Source organism: Streptomyces sp. BB1-1-1 (assembly GCF_031597775.1).
In the GTDB taxonomy this organism is placed as follows: Bacteria; Actinomycetota; Actinomycetes; order Streptomycetales; family Streptomycetaceae; genus Streptomyces; species Streptomyces thinghirensis.
In genome coordinates this window covers 445,661-469,282 of record NZ_CP134203.1, presented here as the reverse complement: position 1 = coordinate 469,282, position 23,622 = coordinate 445,661, and the positions used below count along the sequence as shown (strand labels likewise).

At 71.2% G+C, this 23,622-nt stretch carries 23 protein-coding genes and 2 pseudogenes; 10 read left to right on the top strand and 15 right to left on the bottom strand.

Annotated elements, in window-relative coordinates; translation table 11 throughout:
- Positions 1-112: 112 nt before the first annotated feature.
- Both RI578_RS02035 and RI578_RS02030 read left to right on the top strand, forming a co-directional pair.
- The gene (locus tag RI578_RS02035; RefSeq protein ID WP_310869390.1) at positions 113-949 is read left to right on the top strand and encodes a nucleotidyltransferase domain-containing protein; all 837 of its coding nucleotides are present in this window, start codon (positions 113-115) and stop codon (positions 947-949) included.
- A 256-nt stretch (positions 950-1,205) separates the two neighbouring features.
- Positions 1,206-1,427 carry a hypothetical protein gene (locus tag RI578_RS02030; protein WP_310869389.1) on the top strand — a complete coding sequence of 74 codons (222 nt, stop codon included), beginning with the start codon at positions 1,206-1,208 and terminating at the stop codon, positions 1,425-1,427.
- 16 nt (positions 1,428-1,443) lie between these two features.
- Here RI578_RS02030 and RI578_RS02025 read toward each other — a convergent pair whose 3' ends face one another.
- The 5 genes from RI578_RS02025 to RI578_RS02005 form a co-directional block, all read right to left on the bottom strand.
- Positions 1,444-2,874, bottom strand: a complete 1,431-nt coding sequence (locus tag RI578_RS02025) for a cellulose binding domain-containing protein (protein ID WP_310869388.1) — start codon at positions 2,872-2,874, stop codon at positions 1,444-1,446.
- A 95-nt stretch (positions 2,875-2,969) separates the two neighbouring features.
- A complete protein-coding gene (locus tag RI578_RS02020) occupies positions 2,970-4,547 on the bottom strand; it encodes a beta-N-acetylhexosaminidase (RefSeq protein WP_310869387.1) in 1,578 nt (525 codons plus the stop codon).
- A gap of 65 nt (positions 4,548-4,612) precedes the next feature.
- Entirely contained in the window at positions 4,613-5,464 is an 852-nt protein-coding gene (locus RI578_RS02015; RefSeq protein ID WP_310869386.1) for a carbohydrate ABC transporter permease, read from the bottom strand.
- Positions 5,461-6,441 (bottom strand): sugar ABC transporter permease, encoded by a 981-nt coding sequence (locus RI578_RS02010; RefSeq protein ID WP_310869385.1) that lies wholly within the window; start codon positions 6,439-6,441, stop codon positions 5,461-5,463. Before RI578_RS02010 ends, RI578_RS02015 begins: the two co-directional genes overlap by 4 nt.
- 39 nt (positions 6,442-6,480) lie before the next feature.
- Positions 6,481-7,749, bottom strand: coding sequence for an extracellular solute-binding protein (locus tag RI578_RS02005; RefSeq protein WP_310869384.1), 1,269 nt, complete (start codon positions 7,747-7,749; stop codon positions 6,481-6,483).
- Between the two features lie 225 nt (positions 7,750-7,974).
- Between RI578_RS02005 and RI578_RS02000 the strand changes: the two genes are divergently transcribed.
- Together RI578_RS02000 and RI578_RS01995 are read left to right on the top strand one after the other, a co-directional pair.
- Positions 7,975-8,820 (top strand): GntR family transcriptional regulator, encoded by an 846-nt coding sequence (locus RI578_RS02000; protein WP_310869383.1) that lies wholly within the window; start codon positions 7,975-7,977, stop codon positions 8,818-8,820.
- Positions 8,821-9,045: 225 nt separating this feature from the next.
- Positions 9,046-10,470 (top strand): Gfo/Idh/MocA family oxidoreductase, encoded by a 1,425-nt coding sequence (locus tag RI578_RS01995; RefSeq protein WP_310869382.1) that lies wholly within the window; start codon positions 9,046-9,048, stop codon positions 10,468-10,470.
- Between the two features lie 83 nt (positions 10,471-10,553).
- Here RI578_RS01995 and RI578_RS01990 read toward each other — a convergent pair whose 3' ends face one another.
- From RI578_RS01990 to RI578_RS01980, 3 genes are all read right to left on the bottom strand, one after another.
- A complete protein-coding gene (locus RI578_RS01990; RefSeq protein ID WP_310869381.1) occupies positions 10,554-11,639 on the bottom strand; it encodes a GNAT family N-acetyltransferase in 1,086 nt (361 codons plus the stop codon).
- A gap of 720 nt (positions 11,640-12,359) precedes the next feature.
- A complete protein-coding gene (locus RI578_RS01985; RefSeq protein ID WP_310869380.1) occupies positions 12,360-13,124 on the bottom strand; it encodes a L,D-transpeptidase family protein in 765 nt (254 codons plus the stop codon).
- Between the two features lie 124 nt (positions 13,125-13,248).
- Complete coding sequence (locus RI578_RS01980; protein ID WP_310869379.1) at positions 13,249-14,619, bottom strand: APC family permease; 1,371 nt, start codon at positions 14,617-14,619, stop codon at positions 13,249-13,251.
- Here RI578_RS01980 and RI578_RS01975 point away from each other — a divergent pair.
- Both RI578_RS01975 and RI578_RS01970 read left to right on the top strand, forming a co-directional pair.
- Complete coding sequence (locus RI578_RS01975; RefSeq protein WP_310869378.1) at positions 14,562-15,152, top strand: TetR/AcrR family transcriptional regulator; 591 nt, start codon at positions 14,562-14,564, stop codon at positions 15,150-15,152. The two genes, RI578_RS01980 and RI578_RS01975, sit on opposite strands and share 58 nt — an antisense overlap.
- 230 nt (positions 15,153-15,382) lie before the next feature.
- Positions 15,383-15,586: a cold-shock protein gene (locus RI578_RS01970; RefSeq protein ID WP_028964611.1), complete on the top strand. Its 204-nt coding sequence runs from the start codon at positions 15,383-15,385 to the stop codon at positions 15,584-15,586.
- A gap of 93 nt (positions 15,587-15,679) precedes the next feature.
- Here the strand turns inward: RI578_RS01970 and RI578_RS01965 are convergent, their stop codons facing one another.
- Both RI578_RS01965 and RI578_RS01960 read right to left on the bottom strand, forming a co-directional pair.
- On the bottom strand, positions 15,680-16,513 hold the full coding sequence (locus tag RI578_RS01965) for an alpha/beta hydrolase (RefSeq protein ID WP_310869377.1): 834 nt from the start codon (positions 16,511-16,513) through the stop codon (positions 15,680-15,682).
- A 90-nt stretch (positions 16,514-16,603) separates the two neighbouring features.
- A complete protein-coding gene (locus RI578_RS01960) occupies positions 16,604-17,419 on the bottom strand; it encodes an SAM-dependent methyltransferase (RefSeq protein WP_310869376.1) in 816 nt (271 codons plus the stop codon).
- Between the two features lie 122 nt (positions 17,420-17,541).
- Between RI578_RS01960 and RI578_RS01955 the strand changes: the two genes are divergently transcribed.
- Positions 17,542-18,108, top strand: coding sequence for a DinB family protein (locus RI578_RS01955; protein WP_310875639.1), 567 nt, complete (start codon positions 17,542-17,544; stop codon positions 18,106-18,108).
- Here the strand turns inward: RI578_RS01955 and RI578_RS01950 are convergent.
- Positions 18,105-19,013 (bottom strand): SMP-30/gluconolactonase/LRE family protein, encoded by a 909-nt coding sequence (locus RI578_RS01950; protein ID WP_310869375.1) that lies wholly within the window; start codon positions 19,011-19,013, stop codon positions 18,105-18,107. The genes RI578_RS01955 and RI578_RS01950 overlap by 4 nt on opposite strands.
- Positions 19,014-19,088: 75 nt before the next feature.
- Here RI578_RS01950 and RI578_RS01945 point away from each other — a divergent pair, with 75 nt between their 5' ends.
- Positions 19,089-19,535, top strand: a complete 447-nt coding sequence (locus RI578_RS01945; RefSeq protein WP_310869374.1) for an Lrp/AsnC family transcriptional regulator — start codon at positions 19,089-19,091, stop codon at positions 19,533-19,535.
- Here the strand turns inward: RI578_RS01945 and RI578_RS01940 are convergent.
- From RI578_RS01940 to RI578_RS01930, 3 genes and pseudogenes are all read right to left on the bottom strand, one after another.
- Positions 19,535-20,122 (bottom strand): annotated as a pseudogene (locus tag RI578_RS01940) (FAD-dependent monooxygenase); the annotation flags it as partial. The gene RI578_RS01945 and the pseudogene RI578_RS01940 sit on opposite strands and share 1 nt — an antisense overlap.
- A gap of 82 nt (positions 20,123-20,204) precedes the next feature.
- Positions 20,205-20,858 carry a maleylpyruvate isomerase N-terminal domain-containing protein gene (locus RI578_RS01935; protein ID WP_310869373.1) on the bottom strand — a complete coding sequence of 218 codons (654 nt, stop codon included), beginning with the start codon at positions 20,856-20,858 and terminating at the stop codon, positions 20,205-20,207.
- A gap of 66 nt (positions 20,859-20,924) precedes the next feature.
- Positions 20,925-21,356 carry a Rid family hydrolase gene (locus RI578_RS01930; protein ID WP_310869372.1) on the bottom strand — a complete coding sequence of 144 codons (432 nt, stop codon included), beginning with the start codon at positions 21,354-21,356 and terminating at the stop codon, positions 20,925-20,927.
- 85 nt (positions 21,357-21,441) lie between these two features.
- On the opposite strand from RI578_RS01930, the pseudogene RI578_RS01925 reads away from it, so the two are divergent.
- Together RI578_RS01925 and RI578_RS01920 are read left to right on the top strand one after the other, a co-directional pair.
- Positions 21,442-21,972: pseudogene (locus RI578_RS01925) on the top strand (DJ-1/PfpI family protein); the annotation flags it as partial.
- A gap of 90 nt (positions 21,973-22,062) precedes the next feature.
- The gene (locus RI578_RS01920; protein WP_310875638.1) at positions 22,063-22,551 is read left to right on the top strand and encodes a helix-turn-helix domain-containing protein; all 489 of its coding nucleotides are present in this window, start codon (positions 22,063-22,065) and stop codon (positions 22,549-22,551) included.
- Here RI578_RS01920 and RI578_RS01915 read toward each other — a convergent pair.
- Positions 22,494-23,585 carry an AI-2E family transporter gene (locus RI578_RS01915; protein ID WP_310869371.1) on the bottom strand — a complete coding sequence of 364 codons (1,092 nt, stop codon included), beginning with the start codon at positions 23,583-23,585 and terminating at the stop codon, positions 22,494-22,496. The two genes, RI578_RS01920 and RI578_RS01915, sit on opposite strands and share 58 nt — an antisense overlap.
- Positions 23,586-23,622 lie beyond the last annotated feature (37 nt).

Here is a 23,622-nt window from a genome sequence, read left to right as displayed (position 1 = left end):
ATCCGCGCCATGGGCGTCTCCTGAACCGACCGCACGGTCCACAGCCATCCGCCCGGCAGACGCCGGGCGTCGATCAAGCGTTCCCGCGCGCTCACTCAGGAGACAGTCACCCATGTCCGTCCACTCCCGCTGCCCTGCCCTGGACGACCGCATCGCCCGGCTGCGGCGGCTCGCCCGGTCCGAACCCCGTCTCGAAGGCGTACTCCTCTACGGCTCCTGGACGGTCGGCGAGGCCGACGCACACTCCGACATCGAGGCCTACCTCTACGTCGAGGACGAGCACCTCGACGACTTCGACGCCCGGGCGTTCCTCGAACAGCTCGCCCCGCTGCGGTTGGCGTACACCAACATGTACGGAATCCTCGCCGTCGTCTTCGACGACCTGATGCGCGGCGAGTTCCACATCACGCCGGCCGGTCCCGGCATCGAGGAGGTGCCGACCTGGGAGGGCATGGTGCACCTGCCCCGCCCCGAGGCCGCCGTCCTGCTGGACCGCACCGGCCGCCTCACCCGGGCCGCCCGGCGCCTGGCCGCGTTCCGTCCGCCCGAGCCCGCCGCCACCGCGCAGCAGCTCACCGACGAACTGGCCAACTGGACCCTGATGCTGGCCCACGTCCTGGCCCGCGGTGAAGTGGCCCGCGCCCACACGCTGCTGCACGGCGTCGTCGCGCCGCAGCAGCTGCAGCTCTGCCGGCTCCTGCGGGACAGCACCGCGCACTGGCTGACTCCCAGCCGGGCACTGGAACAGGACGTGCCCGCCGCCGACGTCGACCGGTACACCGCCACCACCGCCGCCGCCCGGCCGGGAGAGGTGCGCACGGCCGCCCGCAACAGCTGGCAGTGGAGCCGGGAGCTGAGCGCCGAGGCAGCCGGCCGGTGGGCGGTCCGGGTGCCGCGACGGCTGCACGAACAGATCGCGGAGCTGCTGGCGGCGAACCGTCCGGGCTGAGCCGCGACGGGCGCCAAGCGGATCGGGGTCGCCCGCACCGTCCCGGTGCGGCCGGGTCTGGCAGGCTGCGGCCCACTCCGATAGCTTGCTCGTGCGGCCCCGCGTTCTCCCCCGTACGCGGGGCCGCGCGATGCGTCGGTCGCCGCCCGCCCGGGAACGATGGAAGCGAGCGGGACAGGAGCCGTGATCACCGCGCTGCCGCGGGGCTGGTAGCGTCGCGTGGTCGCGGCGGGCGGCGCGAGAGAGGTGTCGGTGCGTGGGTGAGCGGCAGGACCGTGAGTGGGTGGCGATGACACCGGGCGATTTCGACCTGGACGCCCCACTGGTCCTCAACGTGGGCACCGGGCCCGCCACCGTCCCGGCCGAGCCGGACGAGTACGGCACGGCACCCCTGTTCGGTGACACGGCACCCGCGCCGAGCACCCCCCGCCGGGTCCGGCGGGGACGGCCCTCACCCGCCCAGGAGCGGCTGTTCTGACCGTCCCCGCCAGGGGTCAGGACGCGGGAACCTCGTCCACGAAGCCCGTACCGGCGGCGCGGTATCCGGCGACCTTCGCGGCGACCTGGGCCGGGGTGAGCACCTGGTCCTTGACGTGCAGGACGTAGTCGACCTGCTGGTCGTAGGCGCGCGGGGTCGTCGACGTCTGCCCGTTCAGGTCGATCAGCCACTGGTTGAAGTTGATCGACATCGGCCGCTCGGGCAGGTACCGCGCGTCATGGGTGCCGAAGTGCTGCCCGTCCACGTAGTACGTGATGGCGCTGTCGTCGATGGTGACGACCAGGTCGTGCCAGCCCGCGTAGCTGACGCGCTGCTCCGAGTGCTGGTTGACGGCCTGCCAGGGGTCCGGGTTGTAGGTCTCCCAGGAGGTCGTGTAGAGGATGTTCGACGGCTCGCCCCACCCTCCGTTCGGCAGGTACTCGAAGTCGTACTCGGCGTAGTCGTCGGCCATGGGGGCCTTGAGGTCGTTGATGGTGAAGAACGTCTGCACCAGGTGGTCCCCGTCCGGTCCCGACTTCGGGGCGTCGGAGAATTTCACCCGCGCCGCGTAGGTGCCGTTCTTGAACTTCATGTCCTTGGTGAGGACCTCGGTGTGCGTGGTGGACGCTCCGGTGCCCGCCGTGGAGGTCTCCAGGTTCATCACGGAGTTGCCGCCGGCGGAGACGAAGGTGACCTTGGACGGGTCCCAGGTGGCGCCGGGGACACCGGGCCCGCCGGAGTTGGCGCGCACGCTCCAGCCGTGCGCGGAGATGTCCGGGTCGGTGTGGGAGCTGTAGTCGAAGTCCTCGAACAGGGCCTGTCCGCCGCCGGGCGGGTCCGTCGGGTCGGGCGGATCGGTCGGATCCGTGGGGTCGTTGCCCTCGGGAGCCGCGCCCCACACGGTGGCGCCGGCGAGCTGGGCGGTGACCTTGTCCCAGTCGGCGTACGAGGTCTGGGCACCGTTGAACGAGTAGTCGTCGCTCTGCCGCACCGTCTGCCAACTGGTCTGGTGGAAGCGCAGCTGCATGTCCCCGGTGTCCGCGCCGGGTGCCAGACTGCCGGCCGCCGGGGTGAAGCCGATCTCCAGATAGCGGTCGGCCGTCGCGGTGGGGTTGCCCAGCGTGCCGAACGTGCCGGTGACGGCGGAACAGCCCCGCACCGCCCAGGAGCAGGCGAAGCGGTAGGAGGCGTTCGGCGAGTCCGCCTTGAAGTAGTAGCGGACCTTGACCTGGCTGAGCTGCACGGCGGAGGTGCCGGTGTTGCGCACCTTGAGCCAGGGTTCCGTCTGGTCGGCGGTGGCTCCGCTCGCGCTGGTGCGGTACTGGACGCTGAGGCCGCCTGCCTCCGGCGCGGCCTGTGCGGGGAGGGCGGTCAGGGCGCCGCCGCCCAGGAGAGCCGCCAGGGCGAGCGCCAGGCGGGCGCGGCTGACGGGGGGTCGGGTTCTCATCCGGGATCCTTTCGGCACGGCTTCCGCCGGTGCGGAAACCTCGGTGGTGACGCGTGGCGTGGGGGACAGGACGGTTGACCGGCCGGCAGCGGCGCTCAGCGGACGCCGCCCACCCGCGGCGGTAGGGACACGGTGGGCGGCGGGGCGGCGTGCGGGACGTTCAGCGCGTCCAGGCGGGCACGGTGCCCGGTCAGCCGGGCGGTGAAGTCCCGCCAGCCCGACGTGCCGTCCCAGACCCGCTCGGCGAGCGCGCACAGTCGGGGATAGGTGAGGTACTCGATGTGCTCGGGCGTCTGGACGAACTCGGTCCACAACTGGCCCTGGGCGCCCAGCACCCGGGAGGCGACCCGCGGATCCGGCGTCGGCGGCGCGAGATCCACGTCGTACACCGTGCGCAGGTCGACGACGGTGCCGGGCTGGCCGGGGGGTTCCTCGGTGCCGTGACCGCGCGCGTAGTCGAAGTAGGTGGTGCGGTGGTCGGCGTGGACGACGTCGTGCCCGCGCTCCGCCGCCGCGCGGGCGTGTCCGGGGTCGCGCCAGCTCATCACCGTGCACTCCAGGGGGAGGGGGACGTCGTTCTCGGCCCAGACGACCGGCCGGCGGCCCGCCCGCACGAGGTGCCCGGCCATACGGGCGATGAACCACGGGTGCAGCGCGCGGGGGCCCGGCAGTCCTTCGCGGGCGGCGCGGGCCCGCGCCGCCGGACTCCGCTCCCACTCGGTGGTGGGGCACTCGTCGCCGCCGATGTGGACGTACGGCGAGGGGAAGACGTCCATCACCTCGTCCAGGACGGTGCGGAAGAAGTCCAGGACGTGGTCGTCGGTGCCGAGGACGTTCTCGCACACGCCCCAGTGCGTCCACACGTCCAGGCGGCGCGCGGGGTCGGTGCCCAGCTCGGGGTGGGCGGCCAGGGCGGCGCGGACATGTCCCGGCACGCCGGTCTCCGGGAGCACGGTCACCCCGCGCTCGGCCGCGTACGCGACCAGCTCCCGCAGTTCGGCGCGGGTGTACGCGCCGCCGTGCGGTACGCCGTCGAAGCGGTCGCTGCCGGCGGGGCCGGCCATCGACTCGGTCCGCCGGCCACCGACCTCGGTGAGCCTCGGGTAGGCGGCCACCGGCATCCGCCAGCCCTGGTCGTCGGTGAGATGGAGGTGGAAGACGTTCAGCTTGTGCAGGGCCATCAGGTCGACGTAGCGCCGCAGGTAGGGCACCGGCTGGAAGTGCCGGGCCACGTCGAGCATGGAGCCGCGCCAGGCGTGGCGGGGTACGTCGGTGATCTCCACGGCGGGCAGGTCCCAGGCGACGCCGCGCACCGGCCGCTCGGACAGGGCGTCGTAGGGCAGGAGTTGCCGTACCGTCTGCACTCCGCGCAGGAGCCCGGCCGGGTGGGCGGCGCGCAGCAGGGCTCCCTTGGGACTCACGGTCAGGCCGTAGCCCTCGTCGCCGAGGCCGGTGAGGGCGGGGTCGAGCGCGAGGACGAAGGCACCGTCGGCGGCGGCCTCCAGCCGCAGTCCGGTGGCCGGGGCGAGGAGGGTGCGAAGCAGGTTCGCGGCCGCCTCGGCTCCCGGGGTGACCCGCAGCCGGGTCGTGGCGTCGAGCCGGAAACGGCCGGAGCGGGTGGAGATGCGGCGGGGACGGGGCACGAGCGCCAGTTCGGGGCGTGGCAGTTCCACGGGACGGCTCCGGTGGTCGGCGGTGCACGACGGGCGGGGAGGTGGGCGGGGGACGGCGTACGCGGTCAGCCCTTGACGCCGCCCGAGGCCAGCCCGGCCGTCACATGGCGCTGCAGGGCCAGGAAGATGGCCAGCGCGGGCAGGGCGAAGAGGGTGGAGGCGGCCATCGTGGCCCCCCAGTCGGTGCCGAAGGTCGACTGGAACGAGGAGAGCCACACCGGCAGCGTGCGGCTGTCCTGCTGCTTGATGATGAGGAAGTTGGCGTAGGTGAACTCGTTCCACGCGGTGATGAAGCCGAACAGCGAGGTGGCCATGAGTCCGGGTGCCAGCAGCGGGAACGCGACCTTGCGGAAGGCACCGGCCCGGGTGCAGCCGTCGACCTGCGCGGCCTCCTCCAGTTCGGGCGGGATGCCGGCGATGAAGCCGCGCAGCACGATCACCGTGAACGGCAACGTGATCATGAAGTAGATCAGCGTGAGTGTCGGGAGCCGGTCGAGCATGCCGGTGTCGCGGGAGATGATGTAGATCGGGATGATCAGTGACTCCCAGGGCGCCATCTGCGCGATGAACACCGCGAGCACGAACTGCCGGCGCCCGCGCCAGCGCAGCCGCGCCACGGCGTACGCGGCACCGAGCGCGACGACCAGGGCCAGCAGTACGGCGCTGAGGGTGACCAGGATGCTGTTGCGCCAGAACAGGGCGAAGCCGTCGGCGCCGACCGCCCGCTGGAAGTGGTCGAACGTCCAGGCGCGGGGGATCAGCCGGGGATCGTACGACTGGATGTCCGTGGACGGTTTGAAGGCGGTCGTGACCATCCAGTACACGGGGAACAGGCAGATCACCACGGTGAGCGCGGCGGCGGCGTGGAGCGGGAGGCGGCGCAGCGCGCGCCGGGCCGAGGAGCGCGAGGTGCTCACAGCTGCTCACCCTCCTGACGGAACAGTTGACGGAAGTACAGGACGAGGACGCCGCTCATCAGCAGGACCGTGAGCATCGAGGCGGCGGAGCCCAGGTCGTAGCGCTGGCCGGCGAGCGCGGTCTGCACGGCGTACACCGGCAGGATGGTGGTGGCCTCGCCCGGCCCGCCGCGGGTCATCACCCAGATCTGCACGAACGCCTTGAACGTCCAGATCACTTCGAGGGACAGGACCAGCATGAAGATCGGCCGGATCAGCGGGAACGTCACCGAGCGGAAGACGCGCGCGCCGCCCGCGCCGTCCATCCGCGCCGACTCGTACAGCTCGGCCGGCACCGTGACCAGGGCCGAGTAGAGCGTGATCGCGGCGAACGGCACGGACTGCCAGACGATCAGGACCACGACGATGGCGAACGCGGTACCGCCGTGCGCGAACCAGGTGTAACCCTCGAACGAGGAGAGGCCGAGACCGGTCAGGGTCTCGTTGACGATGCCGAACTCGGAGTGGAACAGCCACTGGAAGACGGTGGTGGCCGCCACCACGGGTACGGCCCACACCAGCACCAGGGAACTGAGGACCACGGTCCTGGCCGCCCTGCCGAGCCGTTCGGCCATCAGCGCGACCAGCGTGGACAGCACCATGATCGCGACCACGTTGACGGCCATGAACACGAAGGTCCGGCGCACCACCTCCCAGAACTGCGGGTCGCCCAGCAGGGTGCGGTAGTTGCGCAGTCCGACGAAGTCGGCGTCACCGAGGATCAGTTGGCGCAGCCGGAAGTCCTGGAAGGAGATGAGTACGGCGCGGGCCAGCGGATAGACCAGCAGGTAGAGCATGCCCAGCACGGCGGGCGCGATCAGCAGGTACGGCCAGAGGGAGCCCGGGCGGGCCCCGCCACGCCCGCCCGGGCGTGCGGGGGCGGCGCGCGGCGGGCGGCTGACCTTGCGCGGACCACTCCGCTCACGGACGGTCGACACGGCGCCTCCTGGTCCTCGGGGTGTCGGGGTCGGCTGCTGTCAGGAGTCGCTGTTGAGCGTGTCGGTGATCGTCCGGGACGCCTTGGCGGCCTCGGACTCGGCGTCACGGCCGGTGAGTACGGCCGTCATGTACTCCTTGATCGGGTTCTTCGCCTCGACCGCCGCCCACTGCGGGGTGTTGGGGGTGGCGTGTCCGTTCACGGCGCCGGCGGCCATGGCAGCGGTGCCGGGGTCGGCGGAGACGGCGCCCGCGAGGGTGGTCTTGTTCGGTACGTAGCTCATCGCGACCGCGAGCTTCTTCTGCCAGGCGTCTCCGGTCAGTTCCCGGATGAAGGTGAGCGCCTCCTCCTGGTGTGCGGCGACGGCCGGGACGACCAGGTCGGAGCCGCCGGTGAAGACGGCTCCCGGTTCCTCGGCGGTCTTGCCGGGGATCGGGAAGAAGCCCAGTTTCCCCTTGAGTTCGGGGTTCTTCTCCTCGATGACCTTGGCACCGCCGGGGACGGCGATGATCTGGGCGACCTGCCCCTTGGCCATGACCTCCGCCTGCGGCGGCTGGGCCTCGTCGGAGTCCTTGGGGCCCTTGCCGAGGGCCTGGAGGCGCCGGTAGAAGTCCATGGCCCGCAGCGCCTCGGGACTGTCGAGGCCGCCCTTCCACTCGCCGCCGGACTCGACGGCGAGGTCGCCGCCCTCGTCCCAGACGAAGCCGGACAGGACGTACCAGTTCTGTCCGGGCAGATAGATGCCCTGCGTGCCGCCCTTGTCGAGCTTCGCGGTGGCGGCGATCCACTGGTCCCGGGTCTTGATCCCGGCGGCGTCCACACCGGCCTTCTCGAACAGGTCGGTGCGGTGGATCACGACCCGGTTGGCGGTGTAGTACGGGATGCCGTACTGCTTGCCGTCGTACGCCCCGGGCTCGGCGAGACCCTTGAGCCAGTCGCTCCCGCCGAGTTCGTCCACCCGGTCCGAGAGGTCGGTGAGGCCGCCGCTCTGGGCGTACTGGGCGACCTGGGTGTTGCCGACCTCGATGACGTCCGGAGCGTCGTTGCTGGCCAGCGCCGCGGTGACCTTCTCGCCGATGCCCTCCCACTCCTGGATCTGGATCTTCAGGTCGATGTCGGGATGTGACTTCTCGAAGCCCGTCTCGAACTGCTTCTGGAAGTCGGCCGAGACGCTGTCGCGCATGAGCCACACGTCGAGGGCGGTCCTGCCGCCGCCGGCGCCGTCCGACGCGTCGCCGGACGAGGAGCAGGCGGCGAGCCCGGCGCTGAGCACCAGCGTGGAGAACAGGGCGAGCGGGCGGTACTTCACGGTTCACCTCTGGGAGAGCTGGAAGGGACGAAGCGCCCACACTTGACCAGTAAGGGTTGCGAGGCTTACCAGTCGGCGTTGGTCGAAGGTGGCATGGACCAATGAGGCCGTCAACCCCTCGCGTAGGAGGGGTATTTCGGCCGAGCGATGCGATGTGTGGCTGGTTCGCTACCGATGTGGACAGGTAAACTCGGCTGACCAGCAGACCAGTTACGGGAGTACTGCATGGAGATCGACGCCGCCGCCTCCGGTGCGGTGCTCAAGCGTGAGCGTGTCCGCGACGCGATCCTGGAACTCATCGAGGAACGGCGCCCGGGAGACGCGATTCCCTCCGAGCGCACCCTGTGTGCCGAACTCGCGGTGTCCCGGCCGACGTTGCGCGCCGCGGTCGATGAGCTGGTGGTCGCCGGGCTGCTGGTGCGCGAGCACGGCCGGGGCATGTTCGTCGCCGCCGAGAAGATCACCCAGGAACTGGTGTCCGACCGGCGGGCCTTCAGCCTGCCGCCGGCCGCGGGCGCCTGGACCAGCAGGCTGCTGGAGGTCCGTACCCTGCCCGCCGGTGCCCGGGTGGGCCGCAAGCTGCGCATGTCGCCGGCGGCGCAGATCCACTACGTGGCCCGGTTGCGGCTGGTCGACGGCTCGCCCATGGCCATCGAGTACCTGCACGTCCCGGCCGACCTCGTCTCGGACCTGACCAGTGACGAACTGGAGCAGGGCGACCTGTACGAGCACCTGAACGAGCGGCACGCCGTCCGGGTCAGCGAGGCCGTGCAGTCGATCGAACCCACCGTGGTGACGCGCGCGGAGGCCGATCTGCTCGACGTACCGGAGCTGTCCCCGGCGCTGCTCTTCGAGCGCCTGACCACCGACACGCGCGGCCGTCCGGTCGAGTACGTGCACTCCCTCTACCGCGGCGACCGCTACCGCATCGTCTCCCGGCTCACCCTGGGCCCGCGGGACCAGGCGCCGCCTTCGCGCGAAGGGCATCACCCGGGCATCCCGCCGGGTGACTTCACGAACGGAGACCCCGTCACGCTCTCGACGCGCGGAGTGGTGCAGGACGGAATGTGACGCCCTTTCGGTGCGCGGAGATGCTCGGAACGGCTATGTATCGAGCACGTATTGACATGCAACGGCTGAGCCCGCAGAGTCTTGCCCCGAAAGCGCTCTGCGGCCGGACCGAGCCCGACCGGGCCCGACCGAGCTCCATCGCGCTTCACCGTGCTTCACCGTGCTCGACAACGTCCGACCGTGCCCCGCCCGTGATGCCGACCGCCCACGAGGAGTGTTGCCGTCATGTCCGAAACGCCCGCTGTCTCACGCCGACTGCTTCTGGGCTCGGCCGTCGCCACCGGTGCGGTCGCGGCCGGGATGACCGGGGCGGCCCCGTCCGCGTCGGCGGCGGCCGCACCGGCGCCCCGTCGCAGGCCCGGCCAGAAGTCGATGATCGGGGTGCCCTTCGACGCCCGCAGAACCGTCCGCGTCGGCGTCATCGGCCTCGGCAACCGGGGTGGCGGCATGATCACCGGCTGGGCGGCCGTCCCCGGCTGCACCGTGACCGCCGTCTGCGACATCCGCGCCGACCGTGCGAAACGCGCCGCGGACCGCCTGGAGAGCAAGGGCAAGCCACGCCCCGCCGAGTACGGCGGCTCCGCCGACTCCTACGCCCGGATGCTCCGGCGGGACGACATCGACCTGGTGTACATCGCCACACCGTGGGAGTTCCACTACGAACACGGCAGGGCGGCGCTGCTCAGCGGCAAGCACGCCCTGGTAGAGCTCCCCATCGCGACCGAACTGCGTCAGCTGTGGGACCTCGTCGACACCTCCGAGCGCACCCGCAGGCACCTGCTCCTGTCCGAGAACTGCAGCTACGGCCGCAACGAGCTGGCCATGCTCAAGGGAGCGCACGACGGCCTGTTCGGGGACATCACCAACGGCCACGGCGGCTACCTGCACGACCTGCGCGAACTCCTCTTCTCCGACACCTACTACACCGACTCCTGGCGGCGCCTGTGGCACACCCGCAGCACCGCCTCCTTCTACCCCATGCACGGGCTGGCCCCGATCGCGGCGGCCATGGACATCAACCGCGGCGACCGCATGGCCACGCTGCGCGCCACCGCGACCGCCCCCAAGGGGCTGGCCGACTACCGCGCGCGCTTCGTGCCGAGGGACCACCCCTCCTGGAAAGAGACCTACATCAACGGTGACCTGGTCACCTGCATGATCGAAACGGAGAAGGGCAGGACGATCCGGGCGGAGCACGACGTGAGTTCGCCCCGGCCGTACAGCCGGATCAACACCCTCGCCGGCAGCCGCGGCATCGTCGAGGACTACGCGGGACCCTCCCCGACCGGTGCCCGGATCTACGTCGAGCCGGACCACAGCGGCCACTCCTGGCGCGACTTCGAGGGCTACCGCAAGGAGTACGACCACTGGCTGTGGCAGAAGGTCGGCGACGACGCCGCCAACAACGGCGGCCACGGCGGCATGGACTACGTCCTGCAGTGGCGCACCGTCCAGCTGATGCGGGCGGGGCTGGTGCCGGACATCGACGTCTACGACTCGGCCGCCTGGTGCGCGCCCGTCCCTCTGAGCGTCACGTCGCTGGCCAGGGGCGGCCGCCCCGTGGAGATCCCCGACTTCACCCGGGGCGCCTGGCGTGAGCGCAGGCCCGGACTCGACTCGACGCCCACCGACATGCCGCCCGTCGGCTGAGCGGGAGACGGACGGCACCGGTCCCGCCACGGCCGCTGAGCAGCCGTGGCGGGACGCCCCGGCGTGCGCCGGCCGACGCGCTGTCAACGCTCCCGCAGCCGCCCCAGCCCCTCCAGCGTCCGGGACGCGGTGCGGGCCAGCACCGGCCGGTCGTGCACGAACCGGCGGGCGGCCCGCACCGGCTCCCGGCCCAGCCGGTAGGGGGCACCGCCCGGCCCCGGACGTACCACGGCGCCGGCGTGCACTCTCAGGTCACGCGTCTTGAACGACTCCTTGTAGCGCGCCGGCCCGCTGCCCAGGTCGACCAGCTCGATCCCGTCGGCGGCAGCCGCCTCCAGCATCCGCGACAACAGCAGAAGCCCGGGGGAGTACTTGCCGTAGGCGCGGTCGTACGCCGGGAACCACCAGGACAGGACCGTGGGCGAACGCAGCCCGAAGTGCGCGGCCACGGGCCGGCCGGCGGCGTAGAGCACGGACAGCACCCCTCGGCACTCGGGATCGTCGCTCCGGGCGAGCAGTTCCACCAGCCGGGTGATCCACGCCTGCGCGAACCGGTCCCGTCGGCCCGTTCGCCGGTACTGGGCGGACTTCCACCGCATGAGCGCCCGTAACGCCCCGGGGTCCGGGTCGTCGTACACGAAGCGCACCTCGCCGACCTGACGGGCGAGTTTCCGCTCCTTGGCGAGGGTCTGCTTGAGGAATCCAGGTGAGTTCCGGCGCAGGCTCTCGGCGTACCGCTCGAATCCGTCACCGAGGTCGACGACGGGGGAAGCCAGTTCCTCGGTCGCGTGGGGCAGGAACAGGTCCTGTCCGGCCTCGAGATTGTCGAACTCCCAGGACGAGAGGGCACAGGCCCGCAGCAGCGCCCGGGCGTCGAGACGGATGCCGTCGCGCAGGACGGCGCCCTGACTGTCCGAGACTCCGAGCCCGATGGCCCGCCCGCGACCGGCGAAGCCCCGCTCGTGCGGAAAGTACCCGACCGGTGACCCGTCCTCCCGCAGCACCGCGACCGCGGCCCGCGGTCTGACCAGCCCGACCGCCGCGGTGAACGCCGGGTCCAGGAACGGATTCGCCGGGGCTGTGGAGGCGGCCCTGATCTCCCGCCAGATCTTCCGGTCGTCCGCGCCGAGCTCTTCCGGCCCGACCACGTCTATGCGCTTATCGGACATTCGCCTGCCTCCTGCGTCATCGGAACTCCGGACACACGAAGGCCTGCTGGACACCGCGTTTCGGCGGGCAGTACTCAGGCCGCGCGGCGCAGGCCTTGTCGGTACTGCCGTTGCTCAGCAGCGGAACGTCTGCAACTCGGGTGCGCCTCGGGCACCCCCGCCCGCTTGCGGCCCGCCCGCCGGTCCCGTCGGGCGGAGGTCCGTGCCGCCCGGCCACGGGTCGCGGGCCGGCGCCGGGGCGCGGGTGGCGGCGCCGTCTTCGGCCCCGACCGCTTCCGCGGTCCTCGGCGACCGGACGGCGACACGGCGGAGCACGGGGCTCTCTTCGCACGGGCCCGGCGGTCCGGCCTCCTCGACCGTCACCGTCGCCGCTGTCGATATCCCCGCGGTGTCCCGGTCCGGGCCCGGCTCCGCGGGACCCGGTGGCCGAGGGGCGGCGAGATGCAGCAGCGCCCATGCCAGCAGAACTGCCGCCGCTGCCCATCGACGCCGCACTGTCGCACTCCTGTCCTGGGTCCCGGCCGGGGGGCTGACATACGGGCCGACACTGGACCAGTCCCCCGAATTCGCCCAGTTGTGTCTCCAGTAGGCCGAGCGCGAACCGCTCGGTCAAGGCCGCGTGACACGAACCGGTACGCCTGGCCGGGCTCGGGGGACGCAGTGCTCCGTTGCCGCTTCGCACCGGGCGTCTACAGGGCGTGGACGCCCACCGGCTCCGCGCTACCGCGCCAGGGCCGACTCCGGGCCCATGACGACGACCGGCTCCTTGTCCGGGTCCAGGGCGCTGAGCAACGCGCGCATGTGCTCCTCGCTCAGGGACACGCAGGCGTTGGTCGGCCCGTCGTGGTCCACGTGGATCCAGACGCCGCCGCCCTCGTCCTCGCCCAGCGGGCGCGTCTTGTCCAACGGGGTGGTGCCGGGCACCCGGTTGTAGTCGATGGCGATCACGTAGTCGAAGGAACCCTCCAGCGGCTCGCCGAAATGCCCGGTGCCCGACACGGCGAACTCCGGGTCCTGGTCGTAGGGGAGCCGGGTCCCCGGGTCGGGCAGCCGGCCCCCGGCGTCACTGAGCCGGAAGACGCCGATGGGTGTGTGCAGGTCGCCCGCCTCATGGTCGTCGGTCCAGCCGCGCAGACCGTTGTGGGCGGGCCACGGACCGGCCACGGCGCGCCAGCCCTGTGCGGGGTACTGCTCGTAGAGCACCGCCTGTGCCTCGTACGAACTCTCCGTGGCGCCCGTGACCACCAGGGCCTGCCGGGAGGCGTCGGGGATCCGGGCCCGCGTCGCCGGTCCGAGCCCGGGCAGAGGGCGCGGAAAGGAGCGCGGGGGAGCGGGCTGCGGGGACGCCGGCTGCGACGCGGATCTGCCGGTCGTCCGCGCGTCCGGGGAGGAGGCGCCCGACTGCTGCTGTGCGCAACCGGTCCCCAGCACGCCGGTGCACATGACAGCGCCGATCACCAGGGCCAGCGCTTTCCTGACGGTCATATCGATCTCCGACTCCGTGTGTGGACTACTCATTGCTAGACCACTTACGGAACCGGGTTGTGCGGCCGCCTCGCCGTCTCCCCCGTTTGGCGCAGGGAAGTGACGAGGCGGCCGCTCCCACGGATCACTGCGGTGCGGCCGCCGAGGCTGCCTGCTCCCTGGCCTCCAGGTGCAGCTCGGGAGGCTCCCGCCGGAACCCGCGGGTGAGTACGCCCAGGTACGCGATGCCGAGGACGAGCCACGCGCTGCCGAGCAGGACGGCCGTGCGGTCCAGCTCGGTCAGCAGGTACACGTCGGCGGCGGCGCCGAGGACCGGCAGGACGACGTGGGTGAGGACGGGCCGCGGGGTGCCGGCCCGGCGATGGCGGACCCAGGCGGTGATCACGCAGATGTTGACGAGCGTGAAGGCGAGGAAGGCGCCGAAGTTGATGAACGAGGTGGCCGTGGTGAGCGACAGCGTGGTGGCCGGCAGTCCGACCGCCGCGATGAGCAGCAGGTTGAACAGCGGGGTGCGCGTCCGCGGATGGAGGTACCCGAAGGCGCGGCGGGGCAGGACGCCGTCGCGGCCCATGACGTACATCAGGCGGCTGGTGCTCGCCTGGATGGCGACGCAGGAGGCGAGGCCGCCGATGAGGCTGATGGCATTGGTGACGTCCGCGAAGCCCTTGCCGCCGGCCAGGGTCGCCACCTCGTACCCCGCGGTCGCCTCGTCCTGGAAGACCGTCCCCGGGTGCACCCATTGCAGCAGCAGCGAGACGGCGAAGAAGATGCCGCCACCGATGAGGACGGTGAGCAGGATGCCGCGGGGGACGTTGCGCCGCGGGTCCCGTACTTCCTCGCTGAGGGTGCTGATGGCGTCGAACCCGAGGAAGGAGTACGCGGCGATCGCGGCCGCGGCGGTGACCGTGCCCAGCGAGACGGCCGGGTTCCACAGGGCGTGGGCCCCGTCGCCGGCGGGCGCGCCGCCGACCGTGTGGACGCAGACGACGACGATCGCCAGGAGCCCCAAGGTGGTCAGGCCGAGCAGGACCTTGTTGACCCGGTCGGCGATCACGACGCCCAGGGCGTTGACGAGCGTGGTGACGGTGATGACCGTGACCAGCCAGCCCCAGGTCGGCAGGAAGGGGAACTGCACGTGGAGGTAGAGCGCCTGGATCAGCCAGGCCACCATGGGCAGGAAGAGGTAGTCGAGCAGCAGCGCCCAGCCGGCCAGGAAGCCGATGCGGGAGCCGAGCAGCTTGCGCGCGTAGGTGTAGACGGAACCCGAAGTGGGGTGGTCGCGGGCGAGCTTGCCGTAGCTCGCCGCCGTCAGCGTCATGGCGACGGTGGCGATCAGGTACGCGGTGGGGGCGGCGCCTGCCGAGGTGGTGGAGATGACGCCGAAGGTGGAGACCACGATGGCCGGGGGCGTGATCCGCGCTGTGAGAGGATGAGCCCATGCCGCGCCCCCGCAACCAGACCGCCCGCCGGGCGCAACTGGTGCAGGCGGCGGCACAGGCGGTGCTCGAACGGGGCGTGACCAACGCGCGACTGCGCGACATCGCCGCCCAGGCCGGTCTGACCCCGGCGTCGGTCCTGTACTACTACCCGGACATCAACGACCTGCTGGTCGCCGTGTTCGAGCAGGGCACCGAGACGTACGTCCTGGGCCGGCGGGAAGCCGTGGAAGCCGCCCCCACCGCCTGGGCCCGGCTCGCGGCCTGCGTCGCCTCCGGCATCCCCTTCCCGGGCGAGGCCGAGACGACCAGCCGCCTCCTGTACGAGCTGCTCCCCGTCACCTTCCGCAGCGAGGCGGCCGGCGCACGGCAGCGGACCTTCGTCGCCCAGCAGACGGACCTGTACCGGCGTGTCCTCGACGAGGGCGCGGACAGCGGCGAGTTCCGCCTCGCCGCCCCCTCCGACTTCGTCGCCCGCGGCCTGGTGGCCCTGGAGGACGGCTACGGCATCGACGTCCTCTCCGGCGCCGCCACCGCCGAGCAGGTCGAGGAGCGACTCCTGCACCATGCGCGGCTGATGACCGGGATGTGACGTCGTTCCGGCCCGCCGTCACGGCCCCGGTTCGCAACATCGTTGCCGCTCACACCCCTTACTCACTGGTGGGGCTCGGACATGCCGTGTAGCGTCAGCAGCAGATGTCGTGGTTCGCCCAGACCGCCCGCGCCGGAGTGCGGGCGGTTTGCTGTGCAATGCCGGAGGACCAGGACGACCACCTCCGGGTTCGCACGGTGCGGATCCGATATCGGCTGAAAGGCAAAGGCATGGCCAGCGGAACCGTCAAGTGGTTCAACTCTGAAAAGGGCTTCGGCTTCATCGCGCAGGACGGCGGCGGTCCCGACGTCTTCGCGCACTACTCCAACATCAACGCCTCCGGCTACCGCGAGCTGCAGGAAGGCCAGGCCGTCACCTTCGACATCACCCAGGGCCAGAAGGGCCCGCAGGCGGAGAACATCACCCCCGCCTGACCGGGAGAGCGCCGAGCACGGGCACGGTGCCGGGAACCGATCGTTCCCGGCACCGTGCCCGTGTCTGTCGCGACGCCCCTCGCGCCGCCGCCCTCAGTGCGGGTGCCGCAGGAAGGCGAGCAGCGCGGCCGTCAGCTCGGAGGGCGCGTCCTCCTGGACGAGATGGCCCGCGTGGGCGATCGGCTCCCATCGGGCGCCCGGGACGGCAGCGGCGAGTTCGCGTCCCTTCGCCACGGGAATCCACGCGTCGTCCTCGCCCCAGCAGATCAGCGTCGGGACATCGATCCCGGAGTAACGGTCCTGGATCTCGTCGGTGTAGCGCTGGTCGGCCTGGGCGATCTGCCGGTAGAAGGCAGGCTGCCCCGACTCGCCGAGCCAGGGCTCGACGAGCCGGTCCAGCACCGTGGGATGCAGCCCCGGGCCGCCGGTGGAACCGATGTACTCACGGACGAGAGCCCGATGGAGCGCCGGCGGCAGTTCCTCGAAGACCTCCGCGTGGTCGCGGACCAGCCGGAAGAACGGCGATCCCCAGGGCGCCAGCGCGACCGGGTCGACCAGGGCGAGGGCCCGGTAGCCGACGCCGTGCAGCAGGTGGGCCCGCAGAGCGACGGCGCCGCCGAAGTCGTGGGCGACGACGAGGGGATCCTCGAGGCCCCAGTGGCCCAGCAACTCGGCGAAGACCCGGCCCTGGGCGGCGAGGGACACGTCCTGGCCCGCGGACTTCTCCGACATCCCGTAACCGGGCATGTCCCAGACGAACACCTGATGGTCGCGGGCCAGCGAACGGGCCACCGCACGCCAGACGTACGAGGAGAACGGCGTGCCGTGCAGCAGGACCAGCGGTGGCCGGTCCGCTCCGCCCAGCCGGTTCCAGCGGACGGCCCCGGAACCGCTGGGGAACGTCTCGGGCAACGGCCATTCGGCCATGGGTGCCGCTCCTCTCGGTGGCGTCGGTCGAGCGCCGGTGCGCAGCGGCGCACCGGGCCTGATCCTTTCAGGGGCGACCGCGGACGGGTGTCACGGCTTGCGGGCGAGGCCGCCGTGTTCGCCGATGAGCTCCGGGGCCGCGGAGTCGGCTTCCGGACGCCAGCGGGTGACCGGGACGACCCCGGGCTCCACGAGCTCCAGGCCGTCGAAGAACGCCGTGATCTGATCGACGGTGCGCAGGATGTAGGGAGCGGCGCCGCTCTCGTTGTAGGCGTCCTGGGCCCGGTCGAATTCCGGATCGATGCCCCGCGAGCCGTCGTTGACGGAGAGGTAGCTGCCGGACGGAAGCGCGTCCATCAGCCGGGTGACGATGGAACGCGCCTGGTCGTAGTCCGCCACGTGCCCCAGGATGTTGCTGAGGATGAGGGCGATGGGCCGCTCGAAGTCCAGTGTCCTGGCGGCGTCCCGCAGAACGCTGTCGGGGTCGAGCACGTCGGAGTCGATGTAGGCGGTCGCCCCCTCGGGGGTGGAGTAGAGCAGCGCGCGGGCGTGGGCGAGCACCATGGGATCGTTGTCGACGTAGACGATCCGGGCCTCGGGGGCGATGCGCTGGGCGACCTCATGGGTGTTGTCGGCGGTCGGCAGACCGGTCCCGATGTCGAGGAACTGCCGGACACCCGCCTCGGCGACCAGGTACGTGATGTTGCGGCGCAGGAAGGCGCGGCTGCTGCGGGCGATGGTGACGATGCCGGGGAAGACGGCGGTGTACGCGTCTCCGGCCTGCTCGTCGACCGGGTAGTTGTCCTTTCCGCCCAGCCAGTAGTTCCAGATCCGGGCCGAGTGCGGCACCGAGGTGTCGATCTTCTGGTGCGCTGCGTGGCCGGGTGTCGTCACAGGGTCGCTCATGGGTACGGTCCGTCTTTCAGCCGAGGCGTGGGTGCTTGACCACAACCTACGTCGCAACGGCCGTCTCCTGTACACCGGTGCTGGAGCAGTTCGATTGGGCGTGCGAGCGCCTCACCGCCCGTATGGCCGGGCCGGTCATGGACAGCGGGGACGGTTCGCGGACCGGGGTGGGCCCCCTGACGGACGAGGAGTACTTCTGGGAGCCGGTGCCGGACTGCTGGTCGGTCCGGCGGCGGGCGGACGGTCCGGGACGGCACGCGACCTCTCTGGCCGGCACCGGTGACTGGGGCAGGGACGCCGCGCCCCACCCGCATCCCTCACCGCCGCCCTTCACGACCCTCGCATGGCGGCTGAGTCACCTCAGCGAGATGCTCTTCCTGCGGGCCGATCACACGGTGGGCACCCACAAGCTCACCCGCGACGACCATCCCGTCAGCGGAAGCGCGGCGGAAGCGGTCGCGGCCTTCGACACGGGCGCGAAGGCCTGGCGGAACGCGCTGCTGAACATCGACGACGCCGCGCTGGACACCGTCGGCCGGTGCACGTACCCCCATGGCAGCGACGCCGAGGACCCCTTCATCGACATCGTCTGGTGGGTCAACCAGGAGGTACTGCACCACGGAGCCGAGATCGGCCTGCTGCGCGACCTGTACCGTGCCGGAGCGCCGTCCGGCCCGGCCAGGTCCTAGAGCCGCGGCGCGCCCGTCACCGACATCACCAGTGAGTACAGGGACGTGGTGGCCGTGATGAACAGGCGGTTGTTCTTGGGGCCGCCGAAGGCGATGTTGGAGACGGGCTCGGGCACGCGCAGCCGGCCGATGAGGGTGCCGTCGGGGTCGTAGCAGTGGACACCGTCGTCCAGCGCGGCGGCCCACAGGCGGCCCTCGTCGTCGAAGCGGATGTTGTCGAAGTGCACGTCCCCGCGGCCCTCGGCGAAGACCTTCCCGTCGGACAGCGTGCCGTCCCCGCGGATGTCGAACACGTGGATCCGGGCGGCCCGGGAGTCGGAGACGAACAGCCGCTTCTCGTCCGGGGACAGGATGACGCCGTTGGGCCCCTCGAATCCGTCGGCGGCGAGCCGCACGTCCCCCGACACCGGGTCGATCCGGTACACGTTGCACGCGCCGATCTCGGACTCGGCGCGGTGGCCCTCGTAGTCGCTGGTGATGCCGAAGTCCGGGTCGGAGAACCAGACCGTGCCGTCGGAGCGTACGACGGAGTCGTTCGGGCTGTTGAGCCGCTTGCCGGCGTAGCGGTCGGCGAGGACGGTCACGGTGCCGTCGGGCTCGGTACGGGTGACGCGGCGGTTGCCCTGTTCGCAGGTGACCAGGCGGCCCTGCCGGTCGAGGGTGTTCCCGTTGCTGTGGCCGGCCGGAGTCCGGAAGACGCCGACCGTGCCGGTGGCCTCGTCCCAGCGCAGGATGCGGTCGTTGGGGATGTCGCTCCAGACCAGCTGGCGCCAGGCGGGGAGGTACAGCGGGCCCTCGGCCCAGCGGCAGCCGTCGTGCAGGACCTCCAGTCTGCTGTCGCCGTTCGCGCAGCGTCCGGTTCGGAAGCGGTCGTCCAGGATCTCGTACGGGCCGTCGGTGGACATGGCTTCCTCTCAACGAGATGATCAGGATTGTGTTCAACGTAACACGCAGATCACCGAATCAGATACTGTCAATACATGAAGTCGGTAGATGAGATTGACCGTCGGCTGATCGCGCTGCTCCAGCGGAACGCCACCCTGCCGTACGCCGCTCTGGGCAAGGAGGTCGGCCTGTCGGCGGGCGCCGCCCACGAGCGCGTCCGCAAACTGCGCGAACAGGGCGTCATCAGGGCCACCACGGTCGACGTCGACCCCGAGGCGCTCGACCGCGGCGTGCTCGCCTTCGTGCTGGTCGACTCCACGGCGTGGATGGGGGACCGGGCCGAGGACTTCGCCGCCCTGCCGGAGATCCAGGAGGCACACGTCATCGCCGGCAGCGCGGCCGTCCTGGTCAAGGTGCGTACGGCCACCACCGAACGGCTCCAGGACGTGCTGCGCCGCCTCTACGCGATCGACGGGGTCAGCGGGACCCAGGCGACGGTGGTCCTGGAGACGTTCTTCGAACGGCCGTTGCACGCCGGTTAGGGGACGCAGACCAGCACGTCGTCCGTCGAACCGTCCTCGGCACGGTGACTGGAGCGGACTCCGTAACCCGGCGGCAGGTCCCAGTCGGCCTCGACGTCGCCCAGCATGTACTCCTCGGCGAACGCCGCCCCCTCGAAACGGAGGCCCAGCGCCTTGCGGACGGTGCTGTGCGCTCCGTCGCAGCCGACCAGGAAGCCGGCCCGCAGCTCCTCCTCCGCGCCGTGCGCACCGCGCAGCCGGGCGGTGACGCCGTCCGGATCCTGCGCGAACGACACCAGCTCGGTGCCGCGTTCGACGACCGTCCCCAGCCCGGCGACGTACTCCTCCAGGAGACGCTCGGTCTCGTACTGAGGCAGCGCGGCGAAGCCGTACGGCACCTCGGGCGGCAGCGCCAGGTCGATGCGCGCCGTCTCCCGCCCGTCGACGTGGATCAGCTGGCCGCGCAGCACGGCGGCGGCCTTCAGCACGGCCGGCGCCAGGCCCATGCGGTCCCAGGTCTCGAGAGTGCGTGGCTGGACACCGACGGCCTTCGCGTACGGGAGGCGGGCCGGCAGCCGGTCGACGATCCGGCAGCGCACTCCGCGCCGGCACGTCCCTCCATGGTCGCCCTGCGGCGCGCGACCGGCCGGCCGGGGCCGGCCGCGCGCTCTTGGTAGCCGGGACTCGCGGTCAGCCGAGCGCGAAGGGGAGCCTCGCGGCCGGCTCACCCAGTGCCGCCTCCTCCGCTGCGGTCGGAGCGCGCCGACCGGTGCCGACCAGCAACGCGTCCTTGTCGGTGAACGACGGGGGAAACGTCACACCGACGATCCTCTCCAGCAGCTCGCGCGACCGGGCGAGCCCCTCGGCGGGCGGTTCCACCGGGCCCGGGAGGTGGGCGATCAGGTCGAGGTGGTGCAGTGTCCATTCCAGGACGTACGCGGAGAGGTAGTCGCCCGCGGTGAGGACCTCGTCGCGGGTGCCGACCCGGCCCGTGGGATCCGCGAGTCCGGCCGCGCGACCGGCGGCGGAACCCACGTCGTCGAGATGGAACCTCAGCAGCCACGGCTCCTCGTACGCCGCGGCCAGACGGACGATCAGCGCGTCGAGCGGGTCGTCGCCGGTCGGGGTTTCGACGATGTTCCAGTAGGTCACCGCGTCCCGGGTCGGCTCCGCGGCGGCGGGGGTGGCGAGGGTGATCAGGACGTCCTGGGCGTCGATGATCAGGTGGCACACCAGGTCGCGCACGAGCCAGCCGGTGCAGCCGGACGGCCGCGCGAAATCCTCGTCGGGGACTTCGGCGACCGCGGCGCGCAACGCCGTCCAAGAGCGGGAGAAGAGATCCACGGCCGCAAGCTAGCAGCGCCGGCCGTCCGGCTGCGACCGACTTGGCCCGAGATCGCGCAGCGGTCCTCAGACCCGGGCCACGAAGCTGACCTCGACCAGCAGTTCACGGAAGGCCAGCCTCGGGGTGCCGATCATCGTGCTGGCCACCTGCGGGTCCGGCCGACCGTAGGCTTCCTTGCGCACCGGCCCCGCGGCGGCGTCGGCCGCGTCGACGTCGATCGCGTAGATGACCTCTTCGACGACGTCGTCCATCGACGCGCCGAACCGCTCGAGGAGTACCGCCGCGTTGGCGTAGCACTGGCGCAACTGCTCGCCCGTGCGGGAGAAGTCGGTGACCAGCCCGGCGTCATCGACCGGAGCGGGGGCGATGAGATCCGTCCCGTCGTGCGCGACCTGTCCCGAGAGGTAAATGGTGTCGCCGCGCCTGACCGCCTGAACGTATCCGTAATCCCTCTCCCAGGGAACTCCGAAGCTCTCGACCTGACGTGCGTTGCTCATGGGCTTTCCCATCGTCAAAAGCGGGTTGAAGAGTGAGACTGCCGAAACGGTATGAGCTCCGGGTCCGGACGAACCAGACTCGGCTGTGCCACTTACGGCAAGGATTGTGCCAGGACCCCGCACCAGGCCGAACGGCCGTGGACGTAAGCTGGTTGAGAAGCAGGGGAGCGAGGGGGCGTCATTGCGATCCGAAGGTGCGCACACGGTCGTCGCGATCCTCGCGGTGCCGCGGGCCTATGCGCTGGACGTCAGCATCGCGGCGCATGTATTCGGCCGGCACCCGGGCTATCGCGTACTTGTCTGCGGAGACCACGATGCGACCGCGGAGGTTCGCCCGACTCACTCGCCGGCCGATACCGAATACGCCGACATCGTCGTTGTTCCGGGCTACGAGGGACCACTTCGCCCGGTCCCGGAGGAATACCTGGAAGTACTGCGGACGGCCGCCCAGCGGGGTGCTCGTGTCGTCGCCGTCTGCACCGGTGTATTCGCTCTCGCGGCCGCCGGGATACTGAAGGGAAAGACGGCTACGACTCATTGGCGCCACACGGACGAACTTCGAGAGGCGTACCCCGAGGTCGACGTCGTGGAGAATCGACTGTTCGTCGAGGACGGGTCGATTCTCACGTCCGCGGGCGCGGGCGCGGGAATCGACGCGTGCCTCCATGTCGTCCAAGCGGATTTCGGGACCACGGTCGCGGACGGTGTGGCGAAGGACGTCGTCTTCGCCCCCGTCCGCGGCGCGGACGAGCCGCAGTACACGGACGGGCCCGCCGCTCCTCGGGACAGTCTGCGCGCGACTCGGGACTGGGCGGTCGAGAACATCGGGTCGTCGATCACCGTGCAGCGGATGGCGGACCACAGTCTGCTGTCCCGCAGGACCTTCATCCGGCGTTTCGTGGGTGAGACCGGAATGCCTCCCATGCAATGGGTCGCCCGGCAGCGACTCCTCCGTGCGCGCCGACTCCTCGAGACCTCCGACTGGGCGGTCGAGAGGATCGCCACGGAGACCGGGTTCGGTACGTCCGCCAATTTCCGGGCCCTCTTCCGCAGAGAGGTGGGGCTGGCCCCGACCGCCTACCGCAAAGCCCGTCGCGCGGAGACGGCGCCGTCCGGTGGTGCGGACCGGCCCGCCTCTCAGGCGTCGGCGGGCGCGGGTTCCTCCGGCGGGTCGCTGAGCTGCTCGCGGACGTAGTTCCAGACCACCGCGATCAGCGCGGCGACCGGTACGGCGAGCAGACTGCCGACGATCCCGGCCAGGCTGCCGCCGAGTGTCACCGCCAGCAGGATCACCGCCGCGTGCAGACCGAGCCCGCGGCTCTGGATGATGGGCTGGAACACGTTGCCCTCCAACTGCTGCACCACGACGATGATCGCCAGCACGATCAGCGCGTCCGTCAGGCCGTTGGACACCAGGGCGATGAGTACCGCGACGAATCCCGCGAACAGCGCACCCACGATGGGCACGAACGCGGACACGAACGTCAGCACCGCCAGGGGCAGTACGAGTGGCACGCCCAGGATCCACAGTCCGAGGCCGATGAAGACGGCGTCGAGCAGCCCCACGAGTGCCTGCGAGCGGACGAAGGAACCCAGGGTCTCCCAGCTGCGCAGGGCGACGGCCGGGACGTCGGTGGCGAGGCGGCCGGGCAACTGGCGGCCGAGCCACGGCAGGAACCGCGGCCCGTCCTTGAGGAAGAAGAACATCAGGAAGACGGCCAGCACCGCGGTGATGAGGCCGTTGACCACGGTGCTCAGGCCGGTGGCCACCGTGTTGACCACGCTGCCGATGCTGTCCTGGACGCGCGCCATCGCGGAGTCGAGCGCACTGGTGATCTGGCCGTCGTCGATGTTCAGCGGCGGCCCCGCGGCCCAGTCGCGCAGCCGGTCGATGCCCTCCACCACGCCGGCGGTCAACTCGTCGGTCTCGGAGGACATCGGCACCGCGATCAGCGCCACGATGCCCGTGACAACCAGGAGGAACCCCACGGTCACCACCGCCGCGGCCAACGCGGGACGCCACCCGTGCCGCCGCAGGAAACGGGCCGAGGGCCAGGTCAACGTGGTCAGGAGCAGGCCGACTATCAGCGGCCACACGACCGACCACATGCGGCCGAGAAGCCACAGGGCCACCGCGAGCATGACGAGAATCAGCAACAGCTCGGCAGAGGTGCGCGCGGTGGTGCGGAGCGCGGCGCGGGTCCTCGCGGAACTCAATCTGGCAGACATGGGATCACCTTATGGCGACGCCTGTTGCCCTCCGCGC

Excerpts from the sequence above, each read along its gene's own strand:
- RI578_RS02035 (WP_310869390.1), top strand. The coding sequence starts at position 113 with ATGTCCGTCCACTCCCGCTGCCCTGCCCTGGACGACCGCATCGCCCGG.
- RI578_RS02025 (WP_310869388.1), bottom strand. The coding sequence starts at position 2,874 with ATGAGAACCCGACCCCCCGTCAGCCGCGCCCGCCTGGCGCTCGCCCTG.
- RI578_RS02000 (WP_310869383.1), top strand. The coding sequence starts at position 7,975 with ATGGAGATCGACGCCGCCGCCTCCGGTGCGGTGCTCAAGCGTGAGCGT.
- RI578_RS01995 (WP_310869382.1), top strand. The coding sequence starts at position 9,046 with ATGTCCGAAACGCCCGCTGTCTCACGCCGACTGCTTCTGGGCTCGGCC.
- RI578_RS01990 (WP_310869381.1), bottom strand. The coding sequence starts at position 11,639 with ATGTCCGATAAGCGCATAGACGTGGTCGGGCCGGAAGAGCTCGGCGCG.
- RI578_RS01985 (WP_310869380.1), bottom strand. The coding sequence starts at position 13,124 with ATGACCGTCAGGAAAGCGCTGGCCCTGGTGATCGGCGCTGTCATGTGC.
- RI578_RS01975 (WP_310869378.1), top strand. The coding sequence starts at position 14,562 with ATGCCGCGCCCCCGCAACCAGACCGCCCGCCGGGCGCAACTGGTGCAG.
- RI578_RS01970 (WP_028964611.1), top strand. The coding sequence starts at position 15,383 with ATGGCCAGCGGAACCGTCAAGTGGTTCAACTCTGAAAAGGGCTTCGGC.
- RI578_RS01965 (WP_310869377.1), bottom strand. The coding sequence starts at position 16,513 with ATGGCCGAATGGCCGTTGCCCGAGACGTTCCCCAGCGGTTCCGGGGCC.
- RI578_RS01960 (WP_310869376.1), bottom strand. The coding sequence starts at position 17,419 with ATGAGCGACCCTGTGACGACACCCGGCCACGCAGCGCACCAGAAGATC.
- RI578_RS01955 (WP_310875639.1), top strand. The coding sequence starts at position 17,542 with ATGGCCGGGCCGGTCATGGACAGCGGGGACGGTTCGCGGACCGGGGTG.
- RI578_RS01950 (WP_310869375.1), bottom strand. The coding sequence starts at position 19,013 with ATGTCCACCGACGGCCCGTACGAGATCCTGGACGACCGCTTCCGAACC.
- RI578_RS01945 (WP_310869374.1), top strand. The coding sequence starts at position 19,089 with ATGAAGTCGGTAGATGAGATTGACCGTCGGCTGATCGCGCTGCTCCAG.
- RI578_RS01930 (WP_310869372.1), bottom strand. The coding sequence starts at position 21,356 with ATGAGCAACGCACGTCAGGTCGAGAGCTTCGGAGTTCCCTGGGAGAGG.
- RI578_RS01915 (WP_310869371.1), bottom strand. The coding sequence starts at position 23,585 with ATGTCTGCCAGATTGAGTTCCGCGAGGACCCGCGCCGCGCTCCGCACC.